Source organism: Desulfovibrio sp. MES5 (genome assembly GCF_002237645.1).
In the GTDB taxonomy this organism is placed as follows: domain Bacteria; phylum Desulfobacterota; class Desulfovibrionia; order Desulfovibrionales; family Desulfovibrionaceae; genus Desulfovibrio.
On record NZ_MJUZ01000010.1, the window covers coordinates 47,566 to 73,510 of the forward strand.

At 56.5% G+C, this 25,945-nt stretch carries 22 protein-coding genes and 2 tRNA genes; 6 read left to right on the forward strand and 18 right to left on the reverse strand.

The features are described 5' to 3' along the window. Window positions 1-366: 366 nt before the first annotated feature. The 14 genes from BCS36_RS03330 to BCS36_RS03395 all read right to left on the reverse strand — a co-directional run bounded on the left by BCS36_RS03330 (window position 367) and on the right by BCS36_RS03395 (window position 16,938). Entirely contained in the window at window positions 367-2,196 is a 1,830-nt protein-coding gene (locus BCS36_RS03330) for an SLC13 family permease (RefSeq protein ID WP_291301509.1), read from the reverse strand. A gap of 548 nt (window positions 2,197-2,744) precedes the next feature. Continuing rightward, entirely contained in the window at window positions 2,745-3,674 is a 930-nt protein-coding gene (locus BCS36_RS03335; RefSeq protein WP_291301510.1) for a bifunctional enoyl-CoA hydratase/phosphate acetyltransferase, read from the reverse strand. 83 nt (window positions 3,675-3,757) lie between these two features. Then, the gene (buk, locus tag BCS36_RS03340; RefSeq protein WP_291301511.1) at window positions 3,758-4,840 is read right to left on the reverse strand and encodes a butyrate kinase; all 1,083 of its coding nucleotides are present in this window, start codon (window positions 4,838-4,840) and stop codon (window positions 3,758-3,760) included. 960 nt (window positions 4,841-5,800) lie between these two features. After that, complete coding sequence (locus BCS36_RS03345; RefSeq protein ID WP_291301512.1) at window positions 5,801-6,469, reverse strand: DUF1641 domain-containing protein; 669 nt, start codon at window positions 6,467-6,469, stop codon at window positions 5,801-5,803. Window positions 6,470-6,481: 12 nt separating this feature from the next. Next, complete coding sequence (locus tag BCS36_RS03350) at window positions 6,482-7,723, reverse strand: FAD/NAD(P)-binding oxidoreductase (RefSeq protein ID WP_291301513.1); 1,242 nt, start codon at window positions 7,721-7,723, stop codon at window positions 6,482-6,484. Window positions 7,724-8,260: 537 nt separating this feature from the next. Continuing rightward, on the reverse strand, window positions 8,261-9,952 hold the full coding sequence (locus BCS36_RS03355) for a sensor domain-containing diguanylate cyclase (RefSeq protein WP_291301514.1): 1,692 nt from the start codon (window positions 9,950-9,952) through the stop codon (window positions 8,261-8,263). 622 nt (window positions 9,953-10,574) lie between these two features. Beyond that, window positions 10,575-12,314 carry a S9 family peptidase gene (locus BCS36_RS03360; RefSeq protein ID WP_291301515.1) on the reverse strand — a complete coding sequence of 580 codons (1,740 nt, stop codon included), beginning with the start codon at window positions 12,312-12,314 and terminating at the stop codon, window positions 10,575-10,577. 1,180 nt (window positions 12,315-13,494) lie between these two features. Next, window positions 13,495-13,626: a hypothetical protein gene (locus BCS36_RS03365; RefSeq protein WP_291301516.1), complete on the reverse strand. Its 132-nt coding sequence runs from the start codon at window positions 13,624-13,626 to the stop codon at window positions 13,495-13,497. A 584-nt stretch (window positions 13,627-14,210) separates the two neighbouring features. Then, window positions 14,211-14,636 carry a hypothetical protein gene (locus BCS36_RS03370; RefSeq protein ID WP_291301517.1) on the reverse strand — a complete coding sequence of 142 codons (426 nt, stop codon included), beginning with the start codon at window positions 14,634-14,636 and terminating at the stop codon, window positions 14,211-14,213. After that, on the reverse strand, window positions 14,633-15,271 hold the full coding sequence (locus tag BCS36_RS03375; protein ID WP_291301518.1) for a hypothetical protein: 639 nt from the start codon (window positions 15,269-15,271) through the stop codon (window positions 14,633-14,635). Before BCS36_RS03375 ends, BCS36_RS03370 begins: the two co-directional genes overlap by 4 nt. Window positions 15,272-15,280: 9 nt before the next feature. Beyond that, entirely contained in the window at window positions 15,281-15,685 is a 405-nt protein-coding gene (gene bamE, locus BCS36_RS03380) for an outer membrane protein assembly factor BamE (protein WP_291301519.1), read from the reverse strand. Window positions 15,686-16,167: 482 nt separating this feature from the next. Further along, window positions 16,168-16,473 (reverse strand): hypothetical protein, encoded by a 306-nt coding sequence (locus BCS36_RS03385; protein ID WP_291301520.1) that lies wholly within the window; start codon window positions 16,471-16,473, stop codon window positions 16,168-16,170. 269 nt (window positions 16,474-16,742) lie between these two features. Then, a tRNA-Pro gene (locus tag BCS36_RS03390) sits at window positions 16,743-16,819 on the reverse strand. Between the two features lie 43 nt (window positions 16,820-16,862). After that, window positions 16,863-16,938 (reverse strand) — tRNA-His (locus tag BCS36_RS03395). A 261-nt stretch (window positions 16,939-17,199) separates the two neighbouring features. Between BCS36_RS03395 and murA the strand changes: the two genes are divergently transcribed. The 3 genes from murA (at window position 17,200) to BCS36_RS03410 (ending at window position 19,779) form a co-directional block, all read left to right on the forward strand. After that, window positions 17,200-18,453 (forward strand): UDP-N-acetylglucosamine 1-carboxyvinyltransferase, encoded by a 1,254-nt coding sequence (gene murA / locus BCS36_RS03400; protein ID WP_291301521.1) that lies wholly within the window; start codon window positions 17,200-17,202, stop codon window positions 18,451-18,453. Between the two features lie 19 nt (window positions 18,454-18,472). Beyond that, a complete protein-coding gene (locus tag BCS36_RS03405; protein ID WP_291301522.1) occupies window positions 18,473-19,192 on the forward strand; it encodes a BON domain-containing protein in 720 nt (239 codons plus the stop codon). Window positions 19,193-19,320: 128 nt separating this feature from the next. After that, window positions 19,321-19,779 (forward strand): GNAT family N-acetyltransferase, encoded by a 459-nt coding sequence (locus tag BCS36_RS03410; protein WP_291301523.1) that lies wholly within the window; start codon window positions 19,321-19,323, stop codon window positions 19,777-19,779. Between the two features lie 68 nt (window positions 19,780-19,847). Here BCS36_RS03410 and BCS36_RS03415 read toward each other — a convergent pair whose 3' ends face one another. From BCS36_RS03415 to BCS36_RS03430, 4 genes are all read right to left on the reverse strand, one after another. Beyond that, a complete protein-coding gene (locus BCS36_RS03415; RefSeq protein ID WP_291301524.1) occupies window positions 19,848-20,351 on the reverse strand; it encodes a translation initiation factor 2 in 504 nt (167 codons plus the stop codon). Between the two features lie 178 nt (window positions 20,352-20,529). Beyond that, window positions 20,530-21,033 carry a cob(I)yrinic acid a,c-diamide adenosyltransferase gene (locus BCS36_RS03420; RefSeq protein ID WP_291301525.1) on the reverse strand — a complete coding sequence of 168 codons (504 nt, stop codon included), beginning with the start codon at window positions 21,031-21,033 and terminating at the stop codon, window positions 20,530-20,532. Continuing rightward, complete coding sequence (gene amrS, locus BCS36_RS03425) at window positions 21,033-22,055, reverse strand: AmmeMemoRadiSam system radical SAM enzyme (RefSeq protein WP_291301526.1); 1,023 nt, start codon at window positions 22,053-22,055, stop codon at window positions 21,033-21,035. The genes BCS36_RS03420 and amrS overlap by 1 nt, the downstream gene beginning before the upstream one ends. A 1-nt stretch (window position 22,056) precedes the next feature. Further along, complete coding sequence (locus tag BCS36_RS03430; protein WP_291301527.1) at window positions 22,057-23,238, reverse strand: hypothetical protein; 1,182 nt, start codon at window positions 23,236-23,238, stop codon at window positions 22,057-22,059. Here BCS36_RS03430 and BCS36_RS03435 point away from each other — a divergent pair. The 3 genes from BCS36_RS03435 to BCS36_RS03445 all read left to right on the forward strand — a co-directional run bounded on the left by BCS36_RS03435 (window position 23,237) and on the right by BCS36_RS03445 (window position 25,242). Then, a complete protein-coding gene (locus BCS36_RS03435) occupies window positions 23,237-23,458 on the forward strand; it encodes a hypothetical protein (protein ID WP_291301528.1) in 222 nt (73 codons plus the stop codon). The two genes, BCS36_RS03430 and BCS36_RS03435, sit on opposite strands and share 2 nt — an antisense overlap. A 27-nt stretch (window positions 23,459-23,485) precedes the next feature. After that, complete coding sequence (purM, locus tag BCS36_RS03440) at window positions 23,486-24,550, forward strand: phosphoribosylformylglycinamidine cyclo-ligase (protein ID WP_291301529.1); 1,065 nt, start codon at window positions 23,486-23,488, stop codon at window positions 24,548-24,550. A gap of 227 nt (window positions 24,551-24,777) precedes the next feature. Further along, on the forward strand, window positions 24,778-25,242 hold the full coding sequence (locus BCS36_RS03445; protein WP_291301530.1) for a YccF domain-containing protein: 465 nt from the start codon (window positions 24,778-24,780) through the stop codon (window positions 25,240-25,242). Window positions 25,243-25,945: the final 703 nt, after the last annotated feature.

Genomic DNA, 25,945 nt, shown 5'->3' on the forward strand with positions numbered 1-25,945 from the left:
CCTAACGGGACGCGGCCAAAACCGAATCCTTCGCGCATTGGGCGTATGGCTGCAATGCAAAAGGCCTCCTGTTGCCAGGAGGCCTTTTGCATTGCATGCAGGGTACAGCGTTACCGTAAACAGCACCCGGAGGCCGAAGCAGATTAATCCAAGTTCACGCTGAAATGGCGTGCTGCCGGGAAGCCTCTATCACAAAAATATTCGCCTCAGATAAGAACGCACGTAATGGTATTCAACTCGGCAATAAGGGTTTTAGGGGGAGGGGGTATGGGGGAAGGACCCTTTTGCAAAAGGGTCCTTCCCCCCCAAAGCAGTCCAGATCGTCATCGCCTTAAAAGGCTGTGGCACTTCGGGGCAGGCCGCAAATCACCGCAAATAGATGAACCAGCACAGCGCCAGCGTTGCCAGCAGGGAGAGGCCAAGCAGGGGGGCGCCGACCTTGGCGTAGTCCTTGGCGACGTACCCGCCGGGGTCGCGCACCAGCAGGTGCACGGCGGACCCCAGCGGGGACACAAAGACGGCGGAACTGGCAATGGCCACGGTCATGGCGCATGCCTGCGGGCTGATGCCAAGCTTCAGGCCGATATCAACCGCCATGGGGGCGATAAGCACGGCAACCGCCGTGCCGGAAAGAAAGAAACCCAGTATGGCCGTGATAAGAAACAGGCTTGCCAGAATGATGAAAGGCCCGCTGCCTGAAAGAATGCCGATAAACCCGTCAGAAGCCAGCGACAGCAGCCCTGTTTTCTGCAAGGCCAGAACAAGGGGCAGAATGCCCGCGAGCATCACAATGGTCTGCCAGTCCACCACCTCGTAGATGGAGTTCATAGGCGCGCAGTGCGCGAGCACCAGAGCGGCCGTGGCGGCAAGGATGGCGGTTACCGGCGGCAGCAGGCCAGAGGCCATGACCGCAACCATAACGCCCAGAATGGCAAGGGTGACTTTTTCCTTTTGCGGCGCGGGAACAACCTCTTTGTAGTCCTGCGGCAGGGTGAGCAGCAGGTACTGGCTCTTGTTGCGCTCCATATGCAGAATGTCCGCCCATGCGCCGCAGACCAGCAAAACGTCGCCAAACTTCAGGGGGATGTCCGCCAGTTCTTCCGTCTGGGTTTTTCCCTTGCGGCGGATGCCCAGCACCATGCTTTGAAACGTTGTCTGAAAAAGGGTTTCTTTCAGCGACTTGCCGATAAGTGAAGATTCGGGGTTGAGCATCACTTCCGCAAGGCCCACCACCTGAAAAAAGCTTTTTCGCCTGGAGGCGGAAGCGGAAATCCGTTCCAGCGAAAACTCCTCGATAAAGGCCTGCAACTGCGCGTCGGTACCGATGAGCATGAGCAGGTCGCCAGCCTGCAACACCATTTCGGGTTTTGCGGCAGCGATGATCCGTTTGCGTCCGTGCCCGGCGCTTTCCACCGCCAGCAGGGTCACGCCGAAGCGCGCGCTGAGCTGCATGCGCGCGACGCTGCGGTCCACAAGGCCGGAACCTTCGGGAATGAGCAGAAGAGACAGGCTCTTGTTGATTTCGTGGTAGCGCAGCAAGTCGTCAATGGAAAGGCCTTTTTTCAGCTCCGCTGACGCGCCTTTGGGGGCCAGCATGTTCTGGCCGAACAGCATCATGAAGCCGATGGTCAGTGCCAGAATCACTATGCCAAAAGGCGTAAAACTGAAAAAACCCAGCGTCTCCGCGCCGCGTTCCCGCAGGATGCCGTTGACGATGATGTTGGGGGTTGTGGCCACAAGAGTCATCATGCCGCTGATAAGTGAGGCGAAAGCCAGGGGCATGAGCAGGCGTTTGGGGTTGATGCGGGTTTTTTCCGCCACGGCAAGGGTAATGGGAATAAAGATGGCAGCCGTGGCCGTGGAGCTCATGAATGCGCCCACTGAGGCCGACGCGCCCATAATCATGGCCAGCAGGCGTTTTTCGTTTCTGCCGCCGCGCCGGATGATAAAATCGCCCACGCGCTGCGCCACGCCCGTATGCAGTATGGCTTTGCCAACGATAAACATGCAGCTGATGATAAGAACCGTGGGGCTGGAAAAACCTGAAAGCGATTCCTGCACCGTGAGCACGCCGCTGAATGTCAGCGCAAGAACTATAAGTATGCCGATCACATCGTTGCGCACAACTTCAGTGACAAGCAGGATGACGGCCCCCGTAAGGATCACGAGGGTGGCGGTCATGTCAAAGGTAAGCATGAAAAATCTCCGGAGCCGATAAAAGTATGCAGGGACTGTCTGGATGTGCCAGTGCCCCTGAAGAGGTTGCTGTATGCCGTTGTGGCGGGATAGGGGCCTGTACGGGCGGCATGACGCCTGATGCCAGTCGCCGGATGCCGCCCCCGAATGCCGTGTTGTCGGACGCCATGATTCGGATGCCGTGACGTCTGACGCCGTGTCGTCGGATCCGGCTTTGTAAGCTTCCACCAAAAGGCCGCCAAACACAAGCCGAGGGGGTGGTTTGGCGCAACAGTCAGAAGGTTTTGCTGTTATTCTGGCATTTGGCGCGGTCAGGCGAGCTTTTTCAAGCGTTGAAGCAGAGACGCTTTGCGGCGGCTTGATACCGGAGGCGCTGCCTCTGGAACTCCGCTTCAGATGAGGAAACCCGCTGTACTATTATACAGACGTAAAACAAGAGTTTTAGGGGGTGGGGGCGTGGGGGAGGAGACCCTTTTACAAAAGGGTCCCTCTCCCACAAAGCATTCCCCAAAAAGCAATGCAAAATGACATCGCTCTGGCCCGACACCTTATTCCAGATTTTTGATTTTTCTGGCGCTGAACGCGGCGGAGATGACGAGGGAAAGATATTTTTCTTCCATTGATGAAGAGCGTGACGTGAGCACGATGGGCACGGCAGCGCCCACAACCACGCCAGCCATTCTGCCCCCGGCCATTTCAAGCAGTATTTTTGCTATGCAGTTGCCGCAGCACAGGTCCGGCACAAGCAGAATATCCGCTTCGCCCGCCACTTCGCTGACGAAATCCTTTTGCAGGGCTTTTTCTTTGGAAAGGGCGATGTCAACAGAAATGGGGCCTTCCACCACGCAATCCCTGATCTCTCCTCTGCGGTTCATTTCTTTGAGGGCCGCCGCTTCCACGGTTTCCCTCATCTTGGGATTGACCTTTTCAATGCCCGCGAGAACGGCCACCTTGGGCTTGCTGTAGCCCATGGTCAGCAGCATGTTGACCGCATGGTCCATGATGGTTTTTTTCTGCTCCAGGGTGGGGTAGACAACCATGCCGCCGTCCGTGATGGCGATCATTTTGTGGTAGCCGGGCGCCTCGATGTAGCTGATGTGGCTGATCAGCCTGCCGCGCGTGAGGCCGTGATCCTTGTTGACGACAGCCTTGAGCAGGACGCTGCTTTCAATATGCCCCTTCATGAGATAGTCGGCCTTGCCTTCACGTATGAGCGAAACCGCGAGCGCTGCTGCCTTGTCGTTGTCAGGTTCGTGATGCACGGGAACCCGGGCCAGATCCATGCCAGCGGCTTCTGCCAGTGGTACGATTTTCGTTCTGTCGCCCACAAGAATGGGGGCCACTGTCGCGTGAGCGGCTGCTTTCTGGGCGGCTTCAAGAGCGCGGGCATCGTCCGCGCAGACAATCACCAGCCGTTCCGGGTGCGGAAACTCGGAAACGTTTGCTATGACTTCTTCCCAGTTTTTATAATAATCCATCCTACGTACTCCTGCGATGGCTTGTACTGACGTGAAAATGGAGCGTCAGCGTCCCTGCATTGCGCCGCAAACACCGGGGCATATCAGGGCGCGGCTTCTGCCTCTTCAGGAAACAGCTTTGCCTCTTCCGTCTTGCGTAGAACGCGCAGCGCGCCTGCGGCCAGGGCTTCCATTTCATTTTCGCCCGGCATGCAAACCACGGGGGCAATATGTCTGACGCGCCTTGTCACCTGTTTTACAATTATTTCAGAGTGGGCCAGGCCGCCCGTCAGGATGATGGCTTCGGCAGCGCCGCACACGACTGTGGAAAGGCCAGCCAGCGCCTTGGCGATGTTGAGGATCATCGCGTCATAGACCAGAGCCGCCTGGACGTCGCCCTGAGCGATGCGTTGTTCGATTTCTCTGGCGTTGGTGGTGCCGCAATGGGCGAACAGGCCCGATTGCCCCCGGAACTGGCGCATGAAAGCCCTGGCGTCATGCCCGGATTCAAGAACATACTCCATAAGCGCAAAGGCAGGCACGCCGCCGATGCGCTCCGGCGAAAACGGCCCTTCGTCATCGGAAACAATATCGACGATTCTGCCGTGGTCATGCAGGGTGAAGGAAAAACCGCCGCCCAGATGCCCCACGATCAGGGTCAGGTCGGCATAGTTTTTACCGCGTTCTTCCGCGTATTTGATGGCGCAGGCGCGCATGTTGAGGTTGTGCGCCATGCAGCGGCGCTGTATGTCCGGAAGCCCGGTGATGCGCGCCACGGGGACCATTTCGTCCACGGTCACCGGGTCATAAATGTACGCCTTGATGCCCACCTTGTCCGCTATGCCCTTGGCAAGAAAGGCCCCAAGGTTTGAGGCGTGCTCCCCTCTGGGCGCGCGGCGCAGATAGTCCAGCATGCTATCGTCAACGAGGTAGGCCCCGGCTTCAAGAGGCGGCAAAAGCCCGCCCCGGCCGACCACAACATCCAGACTGGTCAGGGGCGTATGGTGTTTTTCAAGCGCGGCCAGTATGGGCTCGAGCCGGAACAAATACTGGTCGGTGATGGCGTGGTATCGAGCCTGATCTTCACGGGCATGCGCTATGTTCTCCATAAATACTGGAGACGCGTCATCATACAGCGCGATCTTGGTGCTTGTTGATCCGGGGTTGATGGCGAGAATCAGCGACATAAAAACCCCCGAGGTCTTATAGGGCATTTTCGCATTGCGAATATTCATTCTCGCGGCAGCCGTTGCCCGCTCCTGGCGGGCTTACGGATAGCGACAGCGGTTCTTCCAATTAGGGGTCGTGTAACCAACTACTGTCTTCAGGCGTATTCTCGCGGCAGCCGTTGCCCGCAGGGCTTGCCTGAACCGTTGGCGGGAACCGCCTTACGGGGCAGGACAGCATCGTTACGGATGGCGACAGCGATTGTATGGAACAAGCTGTGTCGTTACGCATGCTGTCTTCAAGCGTAGTTTCCTGCGTCACAACGCCTGAAGCAATATTTCCAAGACGCCCGCTTTGGCGCGTAACCGCGCAGATAAACAGCGGTGCTGTCTTCGCGGTGGGCGTCTGTTCCCGCATCCGCCAGAGCAATTTCAAAGTGAAATTGCTCTGGGGCATTTAGCACTTGAAATGCTCTCTTACGGCAGGCAAAAGCCCGCCTGCGCGCATTTCTTGGCAAGGATTTTTCAGGAAAATCCTTGCAGAGCAGGCAGCGCATTTCATTTGTTAGCTGCTCCAGAGCATATCAGTGAGGCCGGGCCTGCGCCAGATTGGTCTGCCCGAACCCGCAGCGCAGACTCACGGGTTAGCGTTCTGGCTTTGGCTGAAATACGTTGCTTGATACGGGCGTTATAGTCAACAGCGGGCATTTTGGGGGGATGCGCAGGCACGCCCGGCAAGGGCAAGGCGTGCGGGCTTGCCTGTGGCGACACCAGGACAGGGCGGCAGCGGCATGCCCGCAGGCAGCAGTATAATCGCAGGCGCGGCGTGCCCACAGGCTGCGGCCGCCTACAGTGAGTGAACGGCTGCAGGCAGGCAATGTAAAAAGAGCGGGCCGCGCGAATGGCCCCATGCCGTGGCGGAATCGGAGATTCCCGGCATGCGGCTCAGTCGTGCGGCCCGCCCTTGTCATATATACAGCGCTATTTGGACGAATTCCCTTCTGCAGAGAATTTGCCGGCAGCTTTCAGCACTTCCACCACCAGGCCCAGGGCCTGCCTGCCTTCGGGGCTGCGCAGCGCGCCCAGCATGGACAGCATGCCAGCGGGCTTCACGTTTGACGTGTCAATGGCGCTCATCAGATCAAGCATGGCCGTGATCTTGCTTTGCAGTTCGGGCTCGGCAAGACGCTGCATCAGGCTGGTCACAAAGGCGAGGCCTTCGCCCGTTTTGGCGATGTCCTCAGGGGTCATGCCGTCCAGCAGGTTGCCGCCGGCATCCTTGAGAGCGGCGGCCTTTTTGAACACGCCCTTCTGTTCCCACTCGCCCATCTTTTCAACGATATGCGGGAAGGTCTGCCCCACAGCGGGATGCAGCACATGCCACAGGTCAGTGGCGTTTTCGATCTGGTCGAGAAGCCAGGTAAGCCTGGGGACCGTCAGCAGCCCCTTTCTGGCCAGGTCAAGGATATCGTCAAGCGTAACCCGGCCATTGAGGATTTCCAACTCTTCAACCATAAGACGAAACGCGTGGTTGCCGATGGGCGTCAACTGCTCCATCAGCATGCTGCTGTTTTCCTTGCTCGCCTGAAGGTCGGCAAGCCGATCTTCAATGGCGTTCAGCCGTTCGAGGATTTTATCTTCAGGTGTCATATCCCCTCCAACCTACTTGTTGCGCAGCAAGGAGGCATCTTTCCCTGCAAGGTACATGTTGGGCTCAAACGGAAGCTCGTGGCCTTTGAGCATGAGGTTGTAGTACACCCATTTGAACATGAGCTTGCCCCAGTAGTTGATGTGGCTTTCGCCCAGCAGTTCAAAGGGGCCGACGCCGGGCAGGGGGAACATGCCGGGCAGGGGCTCGACGGCGTAGCTGAAGTCGATGAGCGAGGCCTTTTCGAAGCCCGTGACGATAAAGCAGTTGGTGTGGCCGTCAAAGCGGTAGTAGTTGTCGGTTCCCTCAATGTCGGACATCAGGTTCTGGGCGATGACGTCCACTTCAAAGTGGGCGACCGAACCGGCCTTGGAGGCGGGCACGTTGGTGGCGTCGCCGACGACATACATGTTGTCGAACTTCTTGGCGCGCAGCAGTTCCTTGTCGGTGTCGACATAGCCGGTCACGTCGGAAACTTCCGAATCAATGAGGAATTCCTGGCCCAGGTTCGGGGGAATGGTCACCAGCAGGTCGTAGGGGATTTCATCGCCAGTGACGGACGCGATGACGGAGCGGTCGGCCTCAACGCTGTCCACGGTCCAGTTGGTCGTGACCTTGATGCCCTTCTGTTCGCAAAGCGCGCCAAGGATGTTGTTGGCCACAGGCTTGGTGAACGCGCCGGTCAGCGGGGTGACAAGCTCGATCTCGACATTCTGGCGCACGCCCATTTTCTGCAGGTACCAGTCTGCCATGTACACGAATTCCAGAGGCGCCACAGGGCATTTGATGGGCGTTTCGCAGATGTGCAGAACGAGCCTGCCCTTCTTGAAGCGCTTCATCTTTTCGTACAGGGCGGCCGCGCCGTCGGGGGTGTAGAAGTTGTGGATTTTGCCGCCCCAGTCGTCCAGCAGGCCGGGAACTTCATCGGGAGCGATTCTTGCGCCCGTGCCAATGATTATCCAGTCATAGGTGTAGGTGCCGTTCTGACATTCTACCTTGCGGGATATAGGATCAACCGCGTTAATAGTGTCAAGGACAAAATTAACGCCGCGGCTGATAAAGTCTTTCTTGGGGCGCACACAACCCTGCGGCGTGTCGACTCCAAAAGGAACCAGCAGCCAGCCGGGCTGATAGTGGTGGACAGGATCGCGGTCGATGAGGGTTATTTCCCATTCTCTTTCGCTCAATAACTTTCTCATCTTTGTGGCAATCATGGTTCCACCAGCGCCAGCACCAAGAATAAGCAATTTTTTCATACAGTTAACCCCGAATTGAAAGTAGAGTATTGTGCCTTGAAACGGTTCGCTTACTACGTGCAACCAGTAAAGTTGCAGGCCCATATCATAGTAAGAAGGTATTTTTTAACTCCTAGCATAAATATTCTGAGCCTGCATCATATTCGTCAATAAAACTGGTTATGTATTGTTTAATTAATACTATATTGGTATGTTTTAAGCTTTGATGGCAGAAATCGCTCATGCCGTATGGCGGCAGTAAAAGTAAGGCGCTTTCGGTGGTTACGCGTATTGTGTCAGAGGCGGGGTGGGGGCGCAGCGCAGCATGCTGAGGTTGTGTTGGGGGGCTGCGTCGTGCGCATTTTGTCGGTCTGCGTAGGGCCGTGCGCCGGGCTTTGCATGGTCAAAAAAGAAAAAGGTTATGGAAGATTCCATAACCATTAGCGGTAGCAGCACTGGCAGCCGCGAAAAGGGCGGCGCATCGTGCCATTGGGCATGTCGGGCGCAGCCGCGCGGGCCTGCCGGCGGCAACCTGTGCGGTATGGGCTTACCTGCGCATCAGGACAGTCTTTTTTTTGCCCGGTGCCCCTCGCGTTGGCGGCAGGGGGGGCACAGTGCGACACCCAACGGGGGGGAGGGTCCCTCGTGCGGCGCATCAGCTTTATGCTGGTACTGGCACACCCTGTTTTTTCCCCGGCGTTTTGCCTCGTACATGGCAATGTCGCCGCGCCGCACCAGTTCGTCCCGGCCAATGTCGGCCGCATTGGCCACAACGACGCCAATGCTGGCGGACAGCCCGTGCCAGGGCGTATCTTTTGTAAAAATGGACTTCATGGCTTTTTGCAGGCGACATGCCCGGTTGACCACCTGTTCTATGCTGGGGGCTTTGGCCAGATACAGAACAAATTCGTCGCCGCCGATGCGAGAGATGACGGCATCGCTAAAGTGTTTTTTCAAAAGACGTGCCGTCAGCCTCAAGGCGTCGTCTCCGGCACGATGCCCGTACGTATCATTAACTATTTTGAAGTCATCCAGATCCACAAAAAGCAGCGCCGATCCCATTTCAACGGTTTCCGGCAATTGGCTGTAAAAATATCTTCTGTTGTACAGGCCGGTAAGTTCGTCGGTATTGGCAGTGCGTTCCAGCAGCTGCTTTGAGTAACGCTCCGACGTCACATCTCTGTAAATGACCAGCATGCCGATGCGGTTTTCGAACATGTCTACGATTTCTTTTTCGTAAGACTCAAGGATGACTTCTTCGCCCTTTTTCCACGAGCGTATTTCAAGGTGGTCGCCGACCTGCTTCAAGTGATGGTCTTTGATGGCAATGGCGCGGACGTGGGAGCGAAAACAGCCCAAAATTTCTTTGGTGCTCTCGAAGCGGAAAAAATCCAGAAACTGCTGGTTTGCGTTGGCAATCCTGTTTTCTTCATCCAAAATCATGGCTGCAAAGGGCAGGTTTTGCAGGATTATTTCAATCTCGGCGCTCGATTTGGTAATATCTGTCATGTCATAGGCAATGCCCACCGTGCCGATGATGGCCCCGTACTCGTCAAATATGGGGGACTTGCGCGTTTTGAATTGCCGCATGCCCATTTTGGTTTTCACCGTTTCATCAAAGATGCAGGTCACGCCACGGGCAATGACTTCCTCTTCAGTCTCAAGGCAAACAAATTCGCTCTCTGCATATTCGTCCGGCTCAATATCCCATATATAGTAGTGCCCCCGCCCGGCGATATCCTCTTTGCTTTTTCCCACAAAGCGGCAAAAGGACTGATTGACCTTGAGATGCGCGCCCCGGATGTCTTTGAACCAGATCAGGTCGGGCGTCGTATCAATGGTGGTTTCCAGGCAGTGCTGCAACAGCGCGTGCTCTTTGCGCAGCAATGCGTCGCGTACCAGGCTGTTGACCCGCAGGGCGACAACCGCCGGGTTTTCCGACAAGGGCCAGATATCGTCCAGCAGGGAAACCACACATTCTGGCAGGGCGGCTTCTTCCCCTGCGGTGTTTATGAGCACAATCCGCGCAGCGGGTTTGGCTGTTTTTCTGAGGTCAGGCAGTAAGGCAAGGTGCGAGGAATCAAGGAGAAAAATATCTTCTTTGGACAGATCTTCCGCAGAAAGGGATTGAGCTTCAGCACTGAAGGTTACCTTGTGTCTGAAGTCAGCATCAGCCTGCAAAGCCTTGAACGTGGCTTCAGGCAACGGCTCCGAAGAGCAGAGGCAGATGCGTAACACACAGTGGAACATGAAGATACTCCAGTGCAAAGCTATGTTTTATTTTGAAAAAGCAATCGTCTTGTACCTATAATACTAAAACTGTTTGTATTATGTCCAGCAGCATAAGTATCTGGCTTTGTGGAATGCTGACCAAAATAAAGCGCGGGCCGCCACCTCGGATTCAGTTATGTCAGTAACTTGCCAATGGGTATTTTGGAATAAAAAGGCGATAACGGACAAAAAGACGCCCTTCAAAAGCCGCCTGACCTTGCTGCAGTCACGCCTCTTCAACAGGCGAGACAGTGACTGTCTTGTCATCGTAACTATGCGCGTTTTAGAGACAAAATCCGGTTTGTGACATCATATCCATTTTGCCAAGTTCTCACCGATTATCTGATTCTGTTTATTGGGGGAGGTCACGATGTGTGGGCAAACATAAAAAGAGCACCCGCAGTTCACCTTACGTGGCCACGGGTACTCTTTTAACTGGCAGATTCACTACATTGGCAGGCGCTGAAACCAGGTTGCCGCGTCGTACACTTCCCACCAATGGGGCTTGCGAAAAAAATGCTGTGGCTTCAGCCCGTTTTTTATGCGTGAAAGGCTCTTGCTACGTTAAATGATATAGTCCTGTTGTTTAAAGAGGTGGTTGTTAGCGCCCAGCCTCTGTCTGCAAACCCAAATGCTTGCCAAAGAAGGTTTCCATTTCGCGGTAAAAGTCGAATCTGTTTTCTTCTTTCTGGAAGCCGTGGCCTTCATTGTCCTTGAGCATGTATACCACGTCCTTGCCCAGGCGACGGACAGCGGCGACGATCTGTTCCGACTCCGCCTTGTTGACGCGAGGATCATTTGCTCCCTGCGCCACAAAAAGAGGCGCCTTGATTTTGTCGGCATGAAAGATAGGCGACACGGCCGTGAGCAGGTCTTTATCTTTTTCGGGGTCCCCGATGACTTCATATTCGCGCAGGCGTTCGGGTTCCCAGTAGGGCGGCAAGGTTTCGAGCAGGGTGAAGAGGTTTGAAGGCCCCACATAGCTCACGCCGCAGGCATAGAGGTCAGGGGTGAACGCAAGCCCGGCAAGAGCCGCATAGCCCCCATACGATCCACCATAGATGCCCACACGTTTGGGATCAGCGATGCCCTGGGCGATAAGCCAGTGCACGCCATCAGTCAGGTCATCCTGCATCTTGCGGCCCCACTCTTTGAAACCGGCCTGGGTAAACCGCTTTCCATAGCCTGTGGAGCCCCGGTAATTGACCTGTAACACCGCCGCGCCCCGATTGGCCAAAAACTGTACCTCACGGTCAAACCCCCAGACATCCCGCGCTTGCGGGCCGCCGTGCGGCAAAACTATCAGGGGCAGGTTGCGGGCGGGTACGCCCACCGGCAGCGTCAGGTAGCCGTGTATGGTCAGGTTGTCTCTGGAGGTAAACGTGACGGGCTGCATGACAGCCATCTGGCCCGGCGCAATCCACGGCGCAAGGTCGGCAAGTTTTTGCAGATGGTCGGTGAGCGTATCGTAAAGATAATAGGCCCCGGGGGTGCGGTCATTCATGGCGCGCAGAATCAGCTTGTTTTCCGCATCGTCATAGCCCGTAACCAGTATTTCCATATCCGGCAGAAGGGCCTTCAGCCGGTCGTAAAGCTGCTTGTCTGCAACAGTGAAAAAATGGAGATGCGCCTTGTCGGTATAGTATTGGGCCGCCGTGATGATCTTGCGCTTTCGCGACGCCCTCAAACCGGAAACATCCACTTCCGGGTGCGAAAAAAGTTCTGTGCCGAAACGGCGCTGCTCCGGGTCGTAGACGTACAGGGCTGCCGTGTCATGCTTTTTGCCGTCGGGCGTGTCCAGTGTGGTAAGCATGTAGATGTTTTTATTGTCATAGCTGAACATGAGAGGCGTCAGCGTATTTTTGAAGTCTGCGCCGAGCAGCTTTTCAAAAGGCTTGCCTTCATCCTTCCTGTACAGCACCTCGCTGGTCAGGCCGTCGCTGCGTACAGCCACGCGGATGTTGCCCTTGTGATCGCTCAGCCAGTCCACCACATCGCCGGGATTTTCCGCCGCCAGGTCCAGTTGGCCGGTCTTCACGTTACACCGGTAAACATCGAAAACACGCGGGTCGCGCTTGTTAAGCTCCAGAAGAATGTGGTCAGGATCATCCTTCAGATCGTCCGTAAGCGCCGCTTTAACGGCGGGAAATGGCGTGAGATCAAGGGCTTTGCCGCTTCCGATGGATACCCGCCAGAGATGATCGTTCTCATCGCCGCCTCTGTCCTTGAAAAACAGGATGGTATCGTTGCCTTTCCAGAGATAGCCCGTGATGCTGTCCACAGACTCGTGGGTGACTTGCGTTTCCTTGCCGGTGGACAGGTCGCGAACAAATATGTTCATGCGCTGCTGCCAGGGTTTCATAAACGCCAGCTTTGTTCCGTCCGGTGAAATGTCGAACCTGGTCATCTCAAAGTTACGAAAAAAATCCTTCATGGGCAGAAGCGGCGCAGGAGAATGCGCGGCAGCCGTGCACAGGGCGGGTAAAAGTAGAAGGGAAAAACACAGGTGCACAACTTGGACGAAAACAGCGCGGCAGGATATGTTCATGTTTTTTCCTCAGGAGAGGCAAGGGGTGCGTGGTCTGGAAGCGGCAGGGGGACGATCGCTACGGATGCCAGGACGGCAGTATGCCTTTTTGTCGTTCTTGCGCTTTAGAGCATCTTAACTTTGAAAGAGGGTGCTGCTCTAAAGCTGCACGCGAGTATAGCACGCCACAACGTAGTGTAAATTCTGTCGAAAATCACATTCATTGCAGAACGGTAAATTGAAAAGCGAAGCCTTTCAACATTACTCTGTTCTGGCAGCACACTGCGGGCAAATGCCCGTGAGCTCAATGGCGCCGTCCTGAACGGTGAATTCCTTTTCCCGCATGGCGGCATAAATGGTATGGTACAGGGGTGGACGCTGATTTCCCGGCTCTGATGGCATCCCGCGCACACCAGCATGAATACTGGTTGATGTTCATGCCCAGGATTCGGTGCACTGGCATGCCCCCCTGAAAATCAAGCGGCTTTGAGGGAGAATGCTCCCGCTGGGAATGCGCTTTGCCCCAAGGCTGCTCTCTCCACTCTCAGGCCATCCAGCGCAGCAGGACTACCACACGTTTGGCATTGACGGTCATGCCGTTTTTTATGCCGGAGAGTAGCCGCACGCCCGAAATCCTTCAAGCACGATGCGGGCCTTGCTTTTAGTGTTTCGGGTGCGCCGTTTTATTGTTCTTCCAGAGCTGGAAGAAAACTATCTTAACCGGGCTACTTTGTTAACGGGGGCCGTATACCAACTTTTAGAAAAATTTTGCCATCCGCCACTTTTGGCGCTCCCGTTCACACGCAAGAAAGGGATAGTTAAGTTTTTACTTAACTATCCCTTTCTTGTTAATCTGGTAGGAGCGAAAGGATTCGAATCTTCGACCCCCTGCTCCCAAAGCCTGCAGCGTTGTAATATACACTTGTATTGTGAAGATATACGACGATATATAACCCGCTTAGTTTCTACCTTTTTATGGATGACATCAGTGCTCTCAATCGCGCCAGATGTACTGCGCGGCAGTCATCGTATAACGCGACTGCATGCGGCGTGCGCCCCAATTCGGGGCAACATATTCGATGGCGCGGTCAAGCCAGTTCATTTCGAGCTGCGGGGCTTTGGGCATCAGTAGCTCCCCTGCCGCCGCGACCGGGAACAAGCTGTGTAAAACGCAGGGCCCCACGTCCGGCCTGCTCATCTTCAACCGTGGGCTGACCGTTAAGCGAGTCCAGGGTGCTGCGAATTTCATGCAGGTCTGCCCGGCGCAGACGGCGCGAACCGATGGTATATTCCTGACCACGCGTGCATTTGCGCAGGCCTTTATTCCATTCGGCTATTTGTTCTGCTTTTGGGGTTCAGGTGAGTGTGGCCGTGTTTCCTCGCATCTGTGCTGTCGCTATCCGTAGCTTTGCTGTCTTTATTCGTAAGCCGCAGGCGGCTAACGAATAAAGCGCGCCGAGTGGCGGCAACGGCTGACGCAATTTTGCGTTGCAGTTTTGCGAGGCTGTAACTTGGGAGAAAGGGCGTGTCAGTGTAGATTGGCGAAGTGGAGAAAATGAAGACAATTTTTTTAAGTGTTGCGTAATGAAATCGGCGTATTAGTTGCGGATGGAAAAACGCGAAAAAAGGGCTCCAGAAACCATTGTGTTCTGGGGCCCTTTGACAGAAAGGCAAGGAATTCACCACGCCAGACGTTGTTGTGTAGTTCAGCTATTCCTCAAGGTGTGCCTGCAGGAACATGCTTTTGGACAATGCATCAAAGAACTGTTGGTAAAATGTAGGGTCATCAACTGCCTGAATATTATACTGAGCATTGGCCCGAACGGTCATTCTTGATTCGCTGCGAGGAATGACACTTACCGTCATGCGTAAACTGTAGGAAGACAGTTTTGTGGCACTGACACTGCCCAAATCAAAGGATGCTTTATCTATGACAAAGCCGAGATCCTGAAGCGTTGCCATGACGCTTTCCATGGTTTTTTTCTTGTCGGCAGTGTCAAAGTAGCGCGTTTGTATCTGCCGCAACCGGAGTTGCGATTCGCCGCCGCTGTCAAGAACACCCTGGTTTGCGGGAACCGCGCAGCCCGACAGGCTGACCAGAAGAATAAAAATAAGAATGCGTGCAACAGTATTCATATTTGATGCGCCTCCAAGAATACAGCCTGCGAAAGCTTGTCGAAAAATGCTCTATACACTTCTGGGTCATTGATTTGTTCTGCCAATGTGGCATGGCCTGCGGTATTAAAGATAACCCGCTGGAAGGTCACGCGCACTGTGGAGCGTCCCACTTCTTCCACTTTGGGCGGGGTGGCTTCTTTAAGCGTATTTTTGGAGTTTGCCTTTGTTTTTGTGACAGGCTCAGACGGTGCATTTTTTACTGCCTGAGAAGTTTCAGCAGGGGAGGGTTCCAGGCTGCGCATAATCATAGAAACACGTATGACTTGTTCTTTGTCCACATGCTGGGCAACACCGGTTAAAATCGCCAGGAATATCGCTCCGGCAACCTGACCGCCACTCGTGGCATCCCTGCGCTTTGATCCTGTGATAACTCCAAGCGAGTATTCCGCTTCTTCCAGAGTAAACCCAAGATCCTGCATGACATTGGAAGCGGCACTGAGCATCGCTTTATTATTGGTCGTCTCAAAAACTCGCGTCTGCATTTGGCGGTTTGCCAAAGATTCCTGTGGAAGATTGAGGGCATCCTTAGGTATTTTTTGAACGCAGCCCATAAGTAGTGACAAAGCAAGACAACAAATAAAAATATTGCGCATGACATTTACCTAGAAGCTAGACTGTCGGTATGAATAATCCCGCACCTTGCCGTCATTGTCGAACTTGATGATAATAGTGAGAGTACGCTGCGAGGTGGAAGACGCGCTGGAAGATCCACTTACACCCGCCAATATGAGCCAAAGCCCCCCGGAAGAAGATGATTTTGCACTTTCTGTAGCAACCTTGTCATAAACCCATGTTTCGCGTCGTTGCGCATCAGTGGTAACCATATTGGGCGCCCCCAAAACTGAAACGACTTCAGCCCCTGACATTCCAACGCGAATTTCGCGCTGGACGGCGGCAACTGATAACTTCTCCCCACTATCATCCCTGACATCGCTGCGATGCTTCTGTGCGGATGCGCAGCCAGCAAGAGTTAGGGCGACTAAAAAAACAAGTAGGACTTTTTTCATAAAGCTACTCCAATAGTAAGTTGTACGCATGAATATCTGATAGTTACTTAAAGTATTAAACAATTATATGCAAGAAGGTATGCTCACAATGAGTAACAAAAAGAGTATAGGGAGTAGCTGTCTGTGGCTAATGCGCAGGAGGTGGTGTGGCATTGGAGATGCTGCATCCCGTTAATGAAGAACTGCTGCGATTGGCCAGCCTGTTACGATTACTTCTATTTGAAGTCTGCGGGGCAAGGCCGTGTTTTGGGGAACAGAACGCGCCAGTGATGTGAGTGGGCTACAGTGCGCTGGCTACGCGGCCAGCCGCAGACCCCAGTAATAGCCTTTGCCGCCGCGTTTGCGTTGGACGTAACGGCCGCCCATAACACGGTTGCCTGCGTCTATCATCAGTTCCTTTATGTTGAAGATAAGTAGATAAAAGTAATGTAAAGTGACAGTAAATCCACCGCAGCTTTTCATATTCCAAGTCTACATCTCACTCAAAACAATGCCATTTGCGGTGTCATGTGTTCATACACATGCCGGAATAACTGGGGTGGGGTAATTTTTTCGCCCTTATAGGTGTTAATTGCCTTTGCGTAACGCTTGGGCTTGGCAATTTCAATGGCAATAGCTTTTTCACGGCCCTTAAAATGGTCGAAAAAATTCTGCAGTGACGCCTGCGCTGTTTTTGGTTTTTTCCAGAGTGACTTTGCCCTGTCTTTCTTGAAAGAGGGGCGTGGGGAGGGGCGGAAGGCCGCCCCCTTGGACGCCAGCTGCGCCGGCGGAGAAGGAAGCGCCCGCAACCGAGCCCCATCGACGCGCGTACAAGCCGTCAGAGGGCGCCTGGTGGGCGAAGATATGGGAGCCTGGATGGTGTCAGCAGAATACCTTACGGCCCATCTGTGAAAAAAGTGTAGGCGGGCGCACCCGCCAAGATGCATGGCAGGAGAGAATAGGCATAAGGGAATGAGGATGCGGAAATTTTGAGTAGATCCGGAGGCAGTTGCGTCGCACCAGCGTCGCACGAAAAAAAGGCATTGCCGTCAAGAAGACGGTAATGCCTTGATTTATCTGGTCGGAGCGAAAGGATTCGAACCTTCGACCCCCTGCTCCCAAAGCAGGTGCGCTACCAGGCTGCGCCACGCTCCGTAAAAAAACCCGCGCCGTGGCGTGTGCTGGCGCGGGAAATTTGTGGGGCGAAAGATGGGACTTGAACCCACGGCCACCTGGGCCACAACCAGGTGCTCTACCTACTGAGCTACTTCCGCCACGGGAAAGCTCTTATAAGCAGGATAATTTCTTTTGGCAAGACTTTTTTAGTGAGGTCGTGATCTGGATTTTATCTAGAAAAAAAATTACACTCCGCCAACCGCCGCAAGAGGCAGCCTGCGGGTCCGTACCGGCCCTGGACGGCAAGCCCGTCAGTGTCCGCTCTCACTCGTCCGCGCACGTTCGCGTATGCCCGACGGGGTAAAACACCACATGACAAACATCGGCCGCAAAGCGGCAATAACCGTTCGGGGATAGTTATGGACAAATTGGTCATTGAAGGCGGTCTGCCGCTTACAGGCACTATTGAAGTCAGCGGTTCCAAAAATGCGGCCCTGCCCATTCTTTTTGCGGCCATTCTTGCCGAGGAACCCATCACCATTACCAATGTGCCTGACCTGCGCGACATCCACACGACCCTCAACCTGCTTGGGGTGCTCGGTTGCGACTGCCACTACGAAAAGGGGCAGGTGAAAATCGCTCCCGGATCGTTGCTGCCCGAAGCGCCGTATGACCTTGTGCGCACCATGCGGGCCTCTGTGCTGTGCCTCGGGCCATTGCTGGCGCGTATCGGGCAGGCCCGCGTCGCCCTGCCGGGCGGCTGCGCCATCGGCGCGCGCCCTGTGGATCAGCACCTCAAAGGCCTGGAACAGATGGGCGCGAGCTTCCAGCTGGAAGAAGGGTACATCATCGGGCGCTGCCGCAAGCTCACGGGCGCGCACATCACTTTTGACATGCCCACAGTGGGCGGCACTGAAAACCTGCTCATGGCCGCGACACTGGCGGAAGGCGAAACCATTCTTGAAAACGTGGCCCGCGAGCCCGAAGTGGTGGACCTTGCCAACTTCCTGTGCGCCTGCGGCGCTCACATAACGGGGCAGGGCACGTCCACCATCCGCATCAAGGGCGTCAGTTCGTTGCACAGCGCTGTTTACCCCGTCATGTCCGACCGCATCGAGGCGGGCACGTTTCTGGTGGCTGCGGGCATCACGGGCGGCGAGCTTTTGCTGCACAATTGCCCGTATGAAGAGCTTGAGGCCGTCATTCTCAAGTTGCGCAGCATGGGGATGGAAATCACCCCGCAGGACAGTGGCGTGCTGGCCCGCTGCTGCTCCGCGCCCCTGCGCGGCGCGGACGTGAAAACACAGCCTTTCCCGGGCTTTCCCACAGACATGCAGGCCCAGCTCATGGCGCTCATGTGCCTGGCTCAGGGGGCCAGCGTTGTGGAAGAGAGCATTTTTGAAAACCGCTTCATGCATGTTCAGGAACTGATGCGTATGGGCGCGCAGATCAAGGTTTCAGGCCATACGGCCATGGTGCGCGGCGTGCAGAAACTCACGGGAGCCCCTGTCATGGCCTCGGACCTTCGAGCCAGCGCTTCGCTGGTGTTGGCTGGGCTTGCGGCTCAGGGCACTACGGAAGTGCGCCGCATCTATCATCTGGACAGAGGGTATGAACATATCGAGCACAAGCTTAATGCCGTGGGCGCGCGCATCCGGCGCGAAAAGCAATAAACGCCCAAAGGAGAATGTCATGCAACGCCTGACGCTTATTCTGCTGCTGTTGCTGCTGGCGGGCCTGAGCGGCTGCGCTTACGGCGGCTACGGTATCATCGACGACCAACGCCTTGTTGACACCATTTCGGACGACAAGGCCATGGCCACCAAGATCAAGACGGCCCTTATGGATGAAAGCTTCACCGGGGGCTGGTCTATTGCGGTGTACAGTTTTTACCGTCACGTGTTTCTTGTGGGCGAGATCCCGGCGGACATGCAGGGCAAGGCCATAACCGTTGCCCAGAAGTACAAGCCCCTTTCCATCACGCCGCACTGGTTTACCCCTCTCGCCAGCGACAGCAACAACATGCTGCTTGCCGCGCGGCTGCGTAAGGATCTCATCGGCACCAAGGGGCTTTCGTCGTCACGGATTGATACGGAAGTGAATTCTGGCCGTGTGGTGCTGCTGGGCGTGGTCAAGGACGACGCCGAAAAGCAGCTGGCCATTCAGGCCGCGCGCGGCGTACCCGGCGTAACTTCCGTGACGAGCTATCTGATGTTGCCGCAAAAGGTCGGCCAGCTTGGCACAAGTACGCCTGAGCAGCACGATGGCGCGGGCCTCGCTGGCGAGGGTATGGAGGTTGGTAGCGGAGCGGGCGGCATGAACACGACCCCCGCATCTTCACCTGCCCGTTCCGGCAGCGCTTCTTCCGGGGGGGCTTCTGCGGGCGGTCTGGAAAGCAACGATCTGCCCTGACGCGGGCACTGACGAACAACAAAATCAGCAGGATGGCCCGGTTTGGCGCAAGCGTCGTTACAAACCGGGCCATCCTTTTTCATGATTTCGCATGTCTGGCGCAGACCGCAGCGGAAAGAGGAACAATCATGAGCGACGCCGCCATACACATACGACCCGCCACGGAGGCGGATGTGGACGCTGTTTTTCACATCCGCACCAGCGTGAAAGAAAACCATCTTTCTTTGGAACAGATGGCGGCTATGGGCATCACGCCCGACGTCATACGGGAGGCCATCACGGCCGAGCCCTGCGCATGGTTGGCCGAAGCGGATGGCAAACCTGTGGGTTTTGTCATGGTTGACGCGGAGGAAGGCTGCGTTTTTGCCGCCTTTGTTCTGCCGGAATGGGAAGGGCGCGGTATTGGCCAGAGGCTTATGGCCAAGGCTGAGGCCAGCCTTTTTCGCCAGCACGAAACCATCTGGCTTGAAACGGACGGCAGGAGCAGGGCCAGCGGGTTTTACGCGCATTTGGGCTGGAAGCCCGCCGCCAGCTACCCGAATGGCGACGTGCGTTTTGAAAAAAAGCGGCCCCTGACAGGCGAATAGCCTTTCCGTGAGTAGGCGAATAGCCTTTTCGTGGGTAGGCGAATAGTCAGTCCGAGGGCGCAGCCTGTTCAGGCTCTGCCGTTGCGCAAGGCCTGGCCCATGCGCCGCAGTCCCTCGCAGGGTTCGGCGGCCAGGTCTTTCCAGCCTTCTTCCTTGTGGCGCAGCAGGGTGGACATGGCTTCAAGGGCCTCCTCGATGCTGTCGGTCCAGAGGCTGACGGCCCCATGCAGCATAAGGCCGGGCCCTTCAAGGGGGCCGCGTATGCCCAGCACCGGAACTCCGGCCCCGGCGGCCAGGCCGACTTCCACCCCGGCGTCCTGCCCGGAAGCTCCGTAATAGATAACCATATCCGCCTTGATGCAGGCGTCCCGGCAAAAGCTGTAGACCTGCCCGCCGTCCCTGTCCGTATCCATCCAGATGCGGCGTTCGGCGGGGGTGAGGCCGGGGGGCGGCACGGCCTTTTCCGTCCAGTCAAGAATGCGGCAGCCCATGCCGCGCAGTTCGCGTCCCAGAAGGCGCACGCCGTGTTTATGTTTGAATGAGCCAGCCACGTAAATGGTCAATGACGCCATGAAAAATCCTTTTTACCGTACGTTGTGGTGCGCTGCTTTCTCGTGCAGCGTTCGCGCATGTGATCTTTTTCAACGGTAAAATGCGTTAAAATACAATAAAAGTTTTAGGGGGAGGGGGCGTGGGGGAGGGACCCTTTTACAAAAGGGTCCCTCCCCTACAAAGTATTTCCTTCTTCCCCTAATATTCGATGCCGGGGCTGGCCTTGATGCCGGTGCGCCACGGGTGCTTGATTTCCGTCATGGACGTGACAAGGTCTGCGGCTTCCACCAGCCAGTCCGGGGCGTTGCGGCCCGAGAGCACCAGGTGTTTTTCCTGTTGCCGGGCGCGGGCGAGCAGGTCTTCCACTTCTTCTTGTGTCAGAATGCCCGCGCTTAGGGCGTACAGGGTTTCGTCCAGCACCAGCATGTCCACATGGGCCAGTTGTTCCCGCGCCCAGTCAAGCATGCGCAGGGCGGCCTGCCTGTGCGCTGGGCGGTCTTCATCCCTGCGCAAAAAACCGAGGCCACCGGCCACAAAGCGCGGCCCAAGCCACTGCGAGAGCATGGTCTGCTCCCCGGCCTGTCCGTCGCGCTTCATGAACTGGCCAAAAGCCACCTTCATGCCCTGACCCAGGGCGCGCACGGCCTGCCCTGTGCAGGCGCTGGTTTTTCCTTTGCCGTCGCCAGTATATACAAGAATCATCAGGTCCAGACTCCGGGCAGTGTTGTATGGCAGGAAGGGCAAACGCCCGGTGCGCCCGCCTGCGTATGCATGGTTACGCTGTAGCCCTGGCGCTCAATGACCAGTATGCCGCATTCTGGGCAAAAGGTATTGCTGGCCATGGCGCTCAGCGCATTGCCGATGTATACGAAATTCAGGCCTTCCTGACGGCCAATGCTCCAGGCCTCTTCCAGCTTGGAGAGTGGGGTGGAGGGATGGTCGGCCATCTGGTGCGCCCCGTGAAAGGCCGAAAGGTGCCAGGGCGTGTGGGCTCCCAGTTCCTGATGGATGAAGGCTGCCGCCTCCTTGAGTTCGGCGGCGCTGTCATTGACGCCGGGAATGACAAGGGTGGTAACTTCCAGCCACCAGCCGAGTTTACGCATGGCTTTGAGATTATCAAGCACAGGTTGCAGCCGCGCCCCGCAATACTGCCGGTAAAAGCTGTCGCGAAACGACTTGAGGTCCACGTTGACGGCGCAGACGCGGCGACTGAAGGCCCGCAGGCATTCCTCCGACATGTAGCCGTTGGTCACGAGCAGGCAGCGGATGTCGCGGGTGGTGGCCAGCCCGGCCGTTTCATACGCCAGTTCAAAAAATACCGTGGGCTCATTATAGGTAAAGGCCATGCTGCGCGCATGATTTTCTTGCGCGAGCACCACCAGGTCTTCGGGCGTTGCCCTTTTACCGGGCACGATACCGCTGGGGGGAATATGGGCGATGCTGCTGTTCTGGCAGTATTTGCATGAAAAATTGCAGCCTGCGCTGCCAATGGAGAATGTTCTTGAGCCAGGCAAAAAATGGTAGAGCGGTTTTTTTTCAACCGGGTCCATATTGACGGCCGTAACGACGTTGCCCACAAGCGTGACCAGTTCACCGTTGCTATTGGCGCGTACGCCGCACAGGCCTTTATCCCCTTTTTTCAGGCGGCAGCCGTGGGCGCATAGATCGCACTGAACGGAACCTTTGTGCACGCCGTCCAGCGCGTGCCAGAGCAGTGCCTGCATATCAGCGCCCCCCTGCGGAAGTGTTGGGAGTTATGGTGCTGTAGGGCACTGCGGGTGCGGTTCCGCTCTGGGGCGGTGGGGGCTGCTGCCATTGCCCGGGCTGGCCCTGGCGCGCGTCCTGTCCGTTGTAGCCCGGCTGGTTGTATTCGCGCTGGCCATAGCCCTGGTCATAGCCCTGATTATGGCCCTGCGGCGGCATGCCCACGGGCGGCCCCCACGGCTGCGGCATGCCTTGCTGCATATCCTGCGGATCGCCCTGCTGTTGCCATTGCTGTTCATCTGCTAGAATATCGGCCTCTTCATTGGCTCTCTGGTTGAGCGTGGGCGGGGCATAGGTCTGCCCGTATGGCTGGCCGTACCCCTGATTGTAACCCTGATTATATCCGGGCCCGTAGCCTTGCCCGCCATAGCCCTGATTGCCGTAGGTATTGTGGTTGTTGGTCGGTGAGGGTTGCCGCTGGGTATTGCCCGGCCCTTGTGAAGGGTTGGGGCCGGGGCGCGGCCCGTCCGTGGGCCAGGAGGGGCCGCCGGGGTGTGGATTGCTGTTGAAATAGGGGTCTTGCTGCCAGTTGTCGGCCCCCCCGCCCGATTGCGCCTCTCCGGATTGCGGGCCGCCGGATTGAGCTCCGCCGGGCCGCTGGCCTGGGTACGGGGCATTATGGCCGCCGCCGGACTGCTGATGGCCGGGACGCTGGCCGCCGTGATACTGTCCGTCACCGGGATAGCCGCCGGGCCGCTGGCCGCCGGGATATTGCCCCCCCGGATAAGTATTTCCGGGATATTGGCCGCCGGGATACTGGCCGCCGGGGTAGGGCACTCCGGGGAGCGGCCCGCCAGGATAAGGCCCGCCAGGGTAGACGCCGCCCTGTCCGCCGACGGTATAGCTGCCGTCGGGCGATACCCAGGGGGTGACATAGATGGGCCCATTCCATTGTTGCGGCTGCGCAGGCGGCGGTGGAGGCACAACTGAAGTGACAATGTCTCCATTGCCGTCGCGCCATGTGTTTGTATGTGCCCGGCGGTCGGGGCCGCCTTCAAGGTCTTGCGTGCCCCATACCTGTGCTCCGCCCTGTTGTCCGGGCGGCGGGGCGTATTCCCCGTCCCGCGCGGCAGCCGGAGCAGGGCGGACGCCCCACAGAGCGCAGAGTGCGCACAGCAGACATATGGACGTAAGTTTTTTCATGGCTACCTTCTTGCTTGATGGTAGTATGCGCATGTTCTTTCCCGGTCTTACTCTAGCAGTGGCGGCGAAACTGGTCTACGAAAAATGGCAGGAGCGGCGCGCTGGTGAAAAAAATACGGCAGCCTCCTCACGGCGCGATGAAGGGAAAAAGCATGGCGGGAAAAGTCAGGGCGGCGTAGTGGCAAAAAAGTCGCTTGGGCTTTGCGGCAAAATCTGCTAAAGAACGCCAATCCAAAGGAGGCTACGGATGTCCAGCGATCGCGCAAAAGCCTATACGCAGGCAGGCGTTGACATTGAAGCGGGAAACACCCTTGTTTCACGCATCAAATCTATGGTGCAGAGCACCCAGACCAGGGGTGTCATTTCAGATATAGGCGGCTTTGGCGGCCTGTTCCGGCCTGACCTCAGCGGCATGAGCGAACCTGTGCTGGTTTCCTCCACGGACGGCGTGGGCACCAAGCTCAAGCTGGCCTTTGCTTTTGACAAGCACGATACCGTGGGCATCGACCTGGTGGCCATGAGCGTCAACGATATTTTGGTTCAGGGGGCCAACCCTCTGTTCTTTCTGGATTATTTTGCCACAGGCAAGCTTGACGTGGATACGGCGCAGACCGTCATCGGCGGCGTGGCCGAAGGTTGCCGTCAGGCCGACTGCGCCCTGCTTGGCGGTGAAACCGCTGAAATGCCCGACATGTACGCCCCCGGCGAATACGATCTCGCGGGCTTTTGCGTGGGCATCGTAGACAATGCCAAGCTTATCGACGGTTCGGCCATCCAGGTTGGCGACCACATCGTGGGCATTGCCTCATCCGGTCTGCACTCCAACGGCTATTCCCTGGCCCGCAAGGTGCTGGAAAAAAGCGGCCTCAAGCCTGACGACGCGTTTCCCGGAGCCGATGGGGCCACCGTGCGCGAAGTCATGCTGGCGCCCACCATCATTTACGTTGAAGCCGTGCGCTCCCTGCTGCGCGACCTCAAGGTCAAGGGTATGGCCCACATTACCGGCGGCGGCTTTTATGACAATATCCCCCGCGTGCTGCCTGCCCAGGTTGAAGCCCGCATCAATTTTGGCAGTTGGCAGATGCCTCCGGTCTTTCGCTGGCTCCAGGAAACGGGCGACCTTTCCTGGCCGGAAATCTTGCAGATTTTCAACGGCGGCATAGGCTATGTGATGGTACTGCCCCCTGATCAGAGTGAAGAGGCCATCAGCCGCATCCAGGCCTTCAACCTGCGCGCCTGGCACATCGGTGATGTGGCCCGCCGCAGCAAGGTCGACGGCGGCGAAACTGAACAGGTCGTGGTGCACTTCTAGAGCCGTTAACAAAGGCAGTGAGTAAACTGCTCTGCAAGGATTTTTCTGAAAATCCTTGCCACAAAATGCGCGCAGGCAGGCTTTTGCCTGCCGTACTCGAGCATTTCAAGGGCAGATGCTCCTGGGCAGGGCGGCATTCACGGCGAACGCCTGCTCACGCCGCCGCCAGAACAACCGCAGCTGAACGTGCTCTTTAACGCGGCGTACCCTGATTTGGGAGAACATGTATGAACAGTACCCTGGGCTGCCTTGGCAACGCGCTGTGGTTTTTGCTGGGCGGCGTTTTTATGGGCCTCATGTGGTGGCTGTTCGGCGTGCTCTGCTTTATCTCCATTGTGGGCATCCCCTGGGGGCGAGCGTGTTTTGTCATGGGCAACTTCGCCTTTTTCCCCTTTGGCAAGATGCCCGTTTCGCGCGACGTGCTGACAGGCTCCCCAGATGTGGGCACGAGCGTGTTCGGCACAGTGGGCAACATCATCTGGCTGCTGTTCGCGGGCATATGGATTGCCATGGGGCATCTTGTGTCCGCCGCATGCTGCGCGGTGACCATTATCGGCATTCCTTTCGCATGGCAGCATGTGAAACTGGCCGCCCTGGCCCTGTGTCCCATAGGCAAGACCATTGTGCCCGCGCCTGTGGCGCAGGCCGCCGAAGAAGCCGCAACACTGCGCGGCTACCACGGCAAGCGCTGAGCGCCTGCGCCTGAAAATTCCCGTTTCGGCCCCATGTTCCTTTGAATATGGGGCCGTTTTGCATCTGGATCAGAGCGACGTTGCAATGCTTTACGTTTCAATGCGTCATTCAGCCGAGCGATACGATTTTCGGCAGAATCCACGCCATGTTGGGCGCGCAGCACTCTCGTGCAGCGTTAGAGCATATGGCCTTTTGCAAAGGTAACAGTGCTCTGAGCCTGAGCTGATTTTTTGCAATTGGTCAGGGTTTGCGGCATGGTGGGGGGCGCATATCTGTAATGCGTGCGCTGGCGGGCCAGCAATATGGACGGATTTTTTGCTTCGCCCGCGCGGCACGCAAGATAATGCGCCCACGTGCGCAAGTCTGCAATGGCATTTGCCTTTGCAGACCTGAGACCGCGACCATAAGGATGTGGCTGCTTTGGGGCAGCATCCGGCGCGGTCAGCCGGTATCAGAGTATTTTTGAAATGCTTCACAGTTCAATTTGCCATTCTGCCGAAAGATGCGATTTTCGGCAGAATCTACGCACGTTGCGGCGCGCTGCACTTTTATGCGGCGTTAGAGCATGCACACCTGGCGGATTCAACTTGCAAGTGCAACACCCTCAAAGTTGAATGAAAAGGCAAGGTGGTATAGCCCTTTAGCCTCTCCATCCAACCAAAGATTGAGGGGCGTATGGGCTATGCACACCTTGCCAGGGAA

Excerpts from the sequence above, each read along its gene's own strand:
- BCS36_RS03330 (WP_291301509.1), bottom strand. The coding sequence starts at position 2,196 with ATGCTTACCTTTGACATGACCGCCACCCTCGTGATCCTTACGGGGGCC.
- BCS36_RS03335 (WP_291301510.1), bottom strand. The coding sequence starts at position 3,674 with ATGGATTATTATAAAAACTGGGAAGAAGTCATAGCAAACGTTTCCGAG.
- buk (WP_291301511.1), bottom strand. The coding sequence starts at position 4,840 with ATGTCGCTGATTCTCGCCATCAACCCCGGATCAACAAGCACCAAGATC.
- BCS36_RS03345 (WP_291301512.1), bottom strand. The coding sequence starts at position 6,469 with ATGACACCTGAAGATAAAATCCTCGAACGGCTGAACGCCATTGAAGAT.
- BCS36_RS03350 (WP_291301513.1), bottom strand. The coding sequence starts at position 7,723 with ATGAAAAAATTGCTTATTCTTGGTGCTGGCGCTGGTGGAACCATGATT.
- BCS36_RS03355 (WP_291301514.1), bottom strand. The coding sequence starts at position 9,952 with ATGTTCCACTGTGTGTTACGCATCTGCCTCTGCTCTTCGGAGCCGTTG.
- BCS36_RS03360 (WP_291301515.1), bottom strand. The coding sequence starts at position 12,314 with ATGAACATATTTGTTCGCGACCTGTCCACCGGCAAGGAAACGCAAGTC.
- BCS36_RS03365 (WP_291301516.1), bottom strand. The coding sequence starts at position 13,626 with ATGCCCAAAGCCCCGCAGCTCGAAATGAACTGGCTTGACCGCGCCATC.
- BCS36_RS03370 (WP_291301517.1), bottom strand. The coding sequence starts at position 14,636 with ATGAATACTGTTGCACGCATTCTTATTTTTATTCTTCTGGTCAGCCTG.
- BCS36_RS03375 (WP_291301518.1), bottom strand. The coding sequence starts at position 15,271 with ATGCGCAATATTTTTATTTGTTGTCTTGCTTTGTCACTACTTATGGGC.
- bamE (WP_291301519.1), bottom strand. The coding sequence starts at position 15,685 with ATGAAAAAAGTCCTACTTGTTTTTTTAGTCGCCCTAACTCTTGCTGGC.
- murA (WP_291301521.1), top strand. The coding sequence starts at position 17,200 with ATGGACAAATTGGTCATTGAAGGCGGTCTGCCGCTTACAGGCACTATT.
- BCS36_RS03405 (WP_291301522.1), top strand. The coding sequence starts at position 18,473 with ATGCAACGCCTGACGCTTATTCTGCTGCTGTTGCTGCTGGCGGGCCTG.
- BCS36_RS03410 (WP_291301523.1), top strand. The coding sequence starts at position 19,321 with ATGAGCGACGCCGCCATACACATACGACCCGCCACGGAGGCGGATGTG.
- BCS36_RS03415 (WP_291301524.1), bottom strand. The coding sequence starts at position 20,351 with ATGGCGTCATTGACCATTTACGTGGCTGGCTCATTCAAACATAAACAC.
- BCS36_RS03420 (WP_291301525.1), bottom strand. The coding sequence starts at position 21,033 with ATGATTCTTGTATATACTGGCGACGGCAAAGGAAAAACCAGCGCCTGC.
- amrS (WP_291301526.1), bottom strand. The coding sequence starts at position 22,055 with ATGCAGGCACTGCTCTGGCACGCGCTGGACGGCGTGCACAAAGGTTCC.
- BCS36_RS03435 (WP_291301528.1), top strand. The coding sequence starts at position 23,237 with ATGGCTACCTTCTTGCTTGATGGTAGTATGCGCATGTTCTTTCCCGGT.
- BCS36_RS03430 (WP_291301527.1), bottom strand. The coding sequence starts at position 23,238 with ATGAAAAAACTTACGTCCATATGTCTGCTGTGCGCACTCTGCGCTCTG.
- purM (WP_291301529.1), top strand. The coding sequence starts at position 23,486 with ATGTCCAGCGATCGCGCAAAAGCCTATACGCAGGCAGGCGTTGACATT.
- BCS36_RS03445 (WP_291301530.1), top strand. The coding sequence starts at position 24,778 with ATGAACAGTACCCTGGGCTGCCTTGGCAACGCGCTGTGGTTTTTGCTG.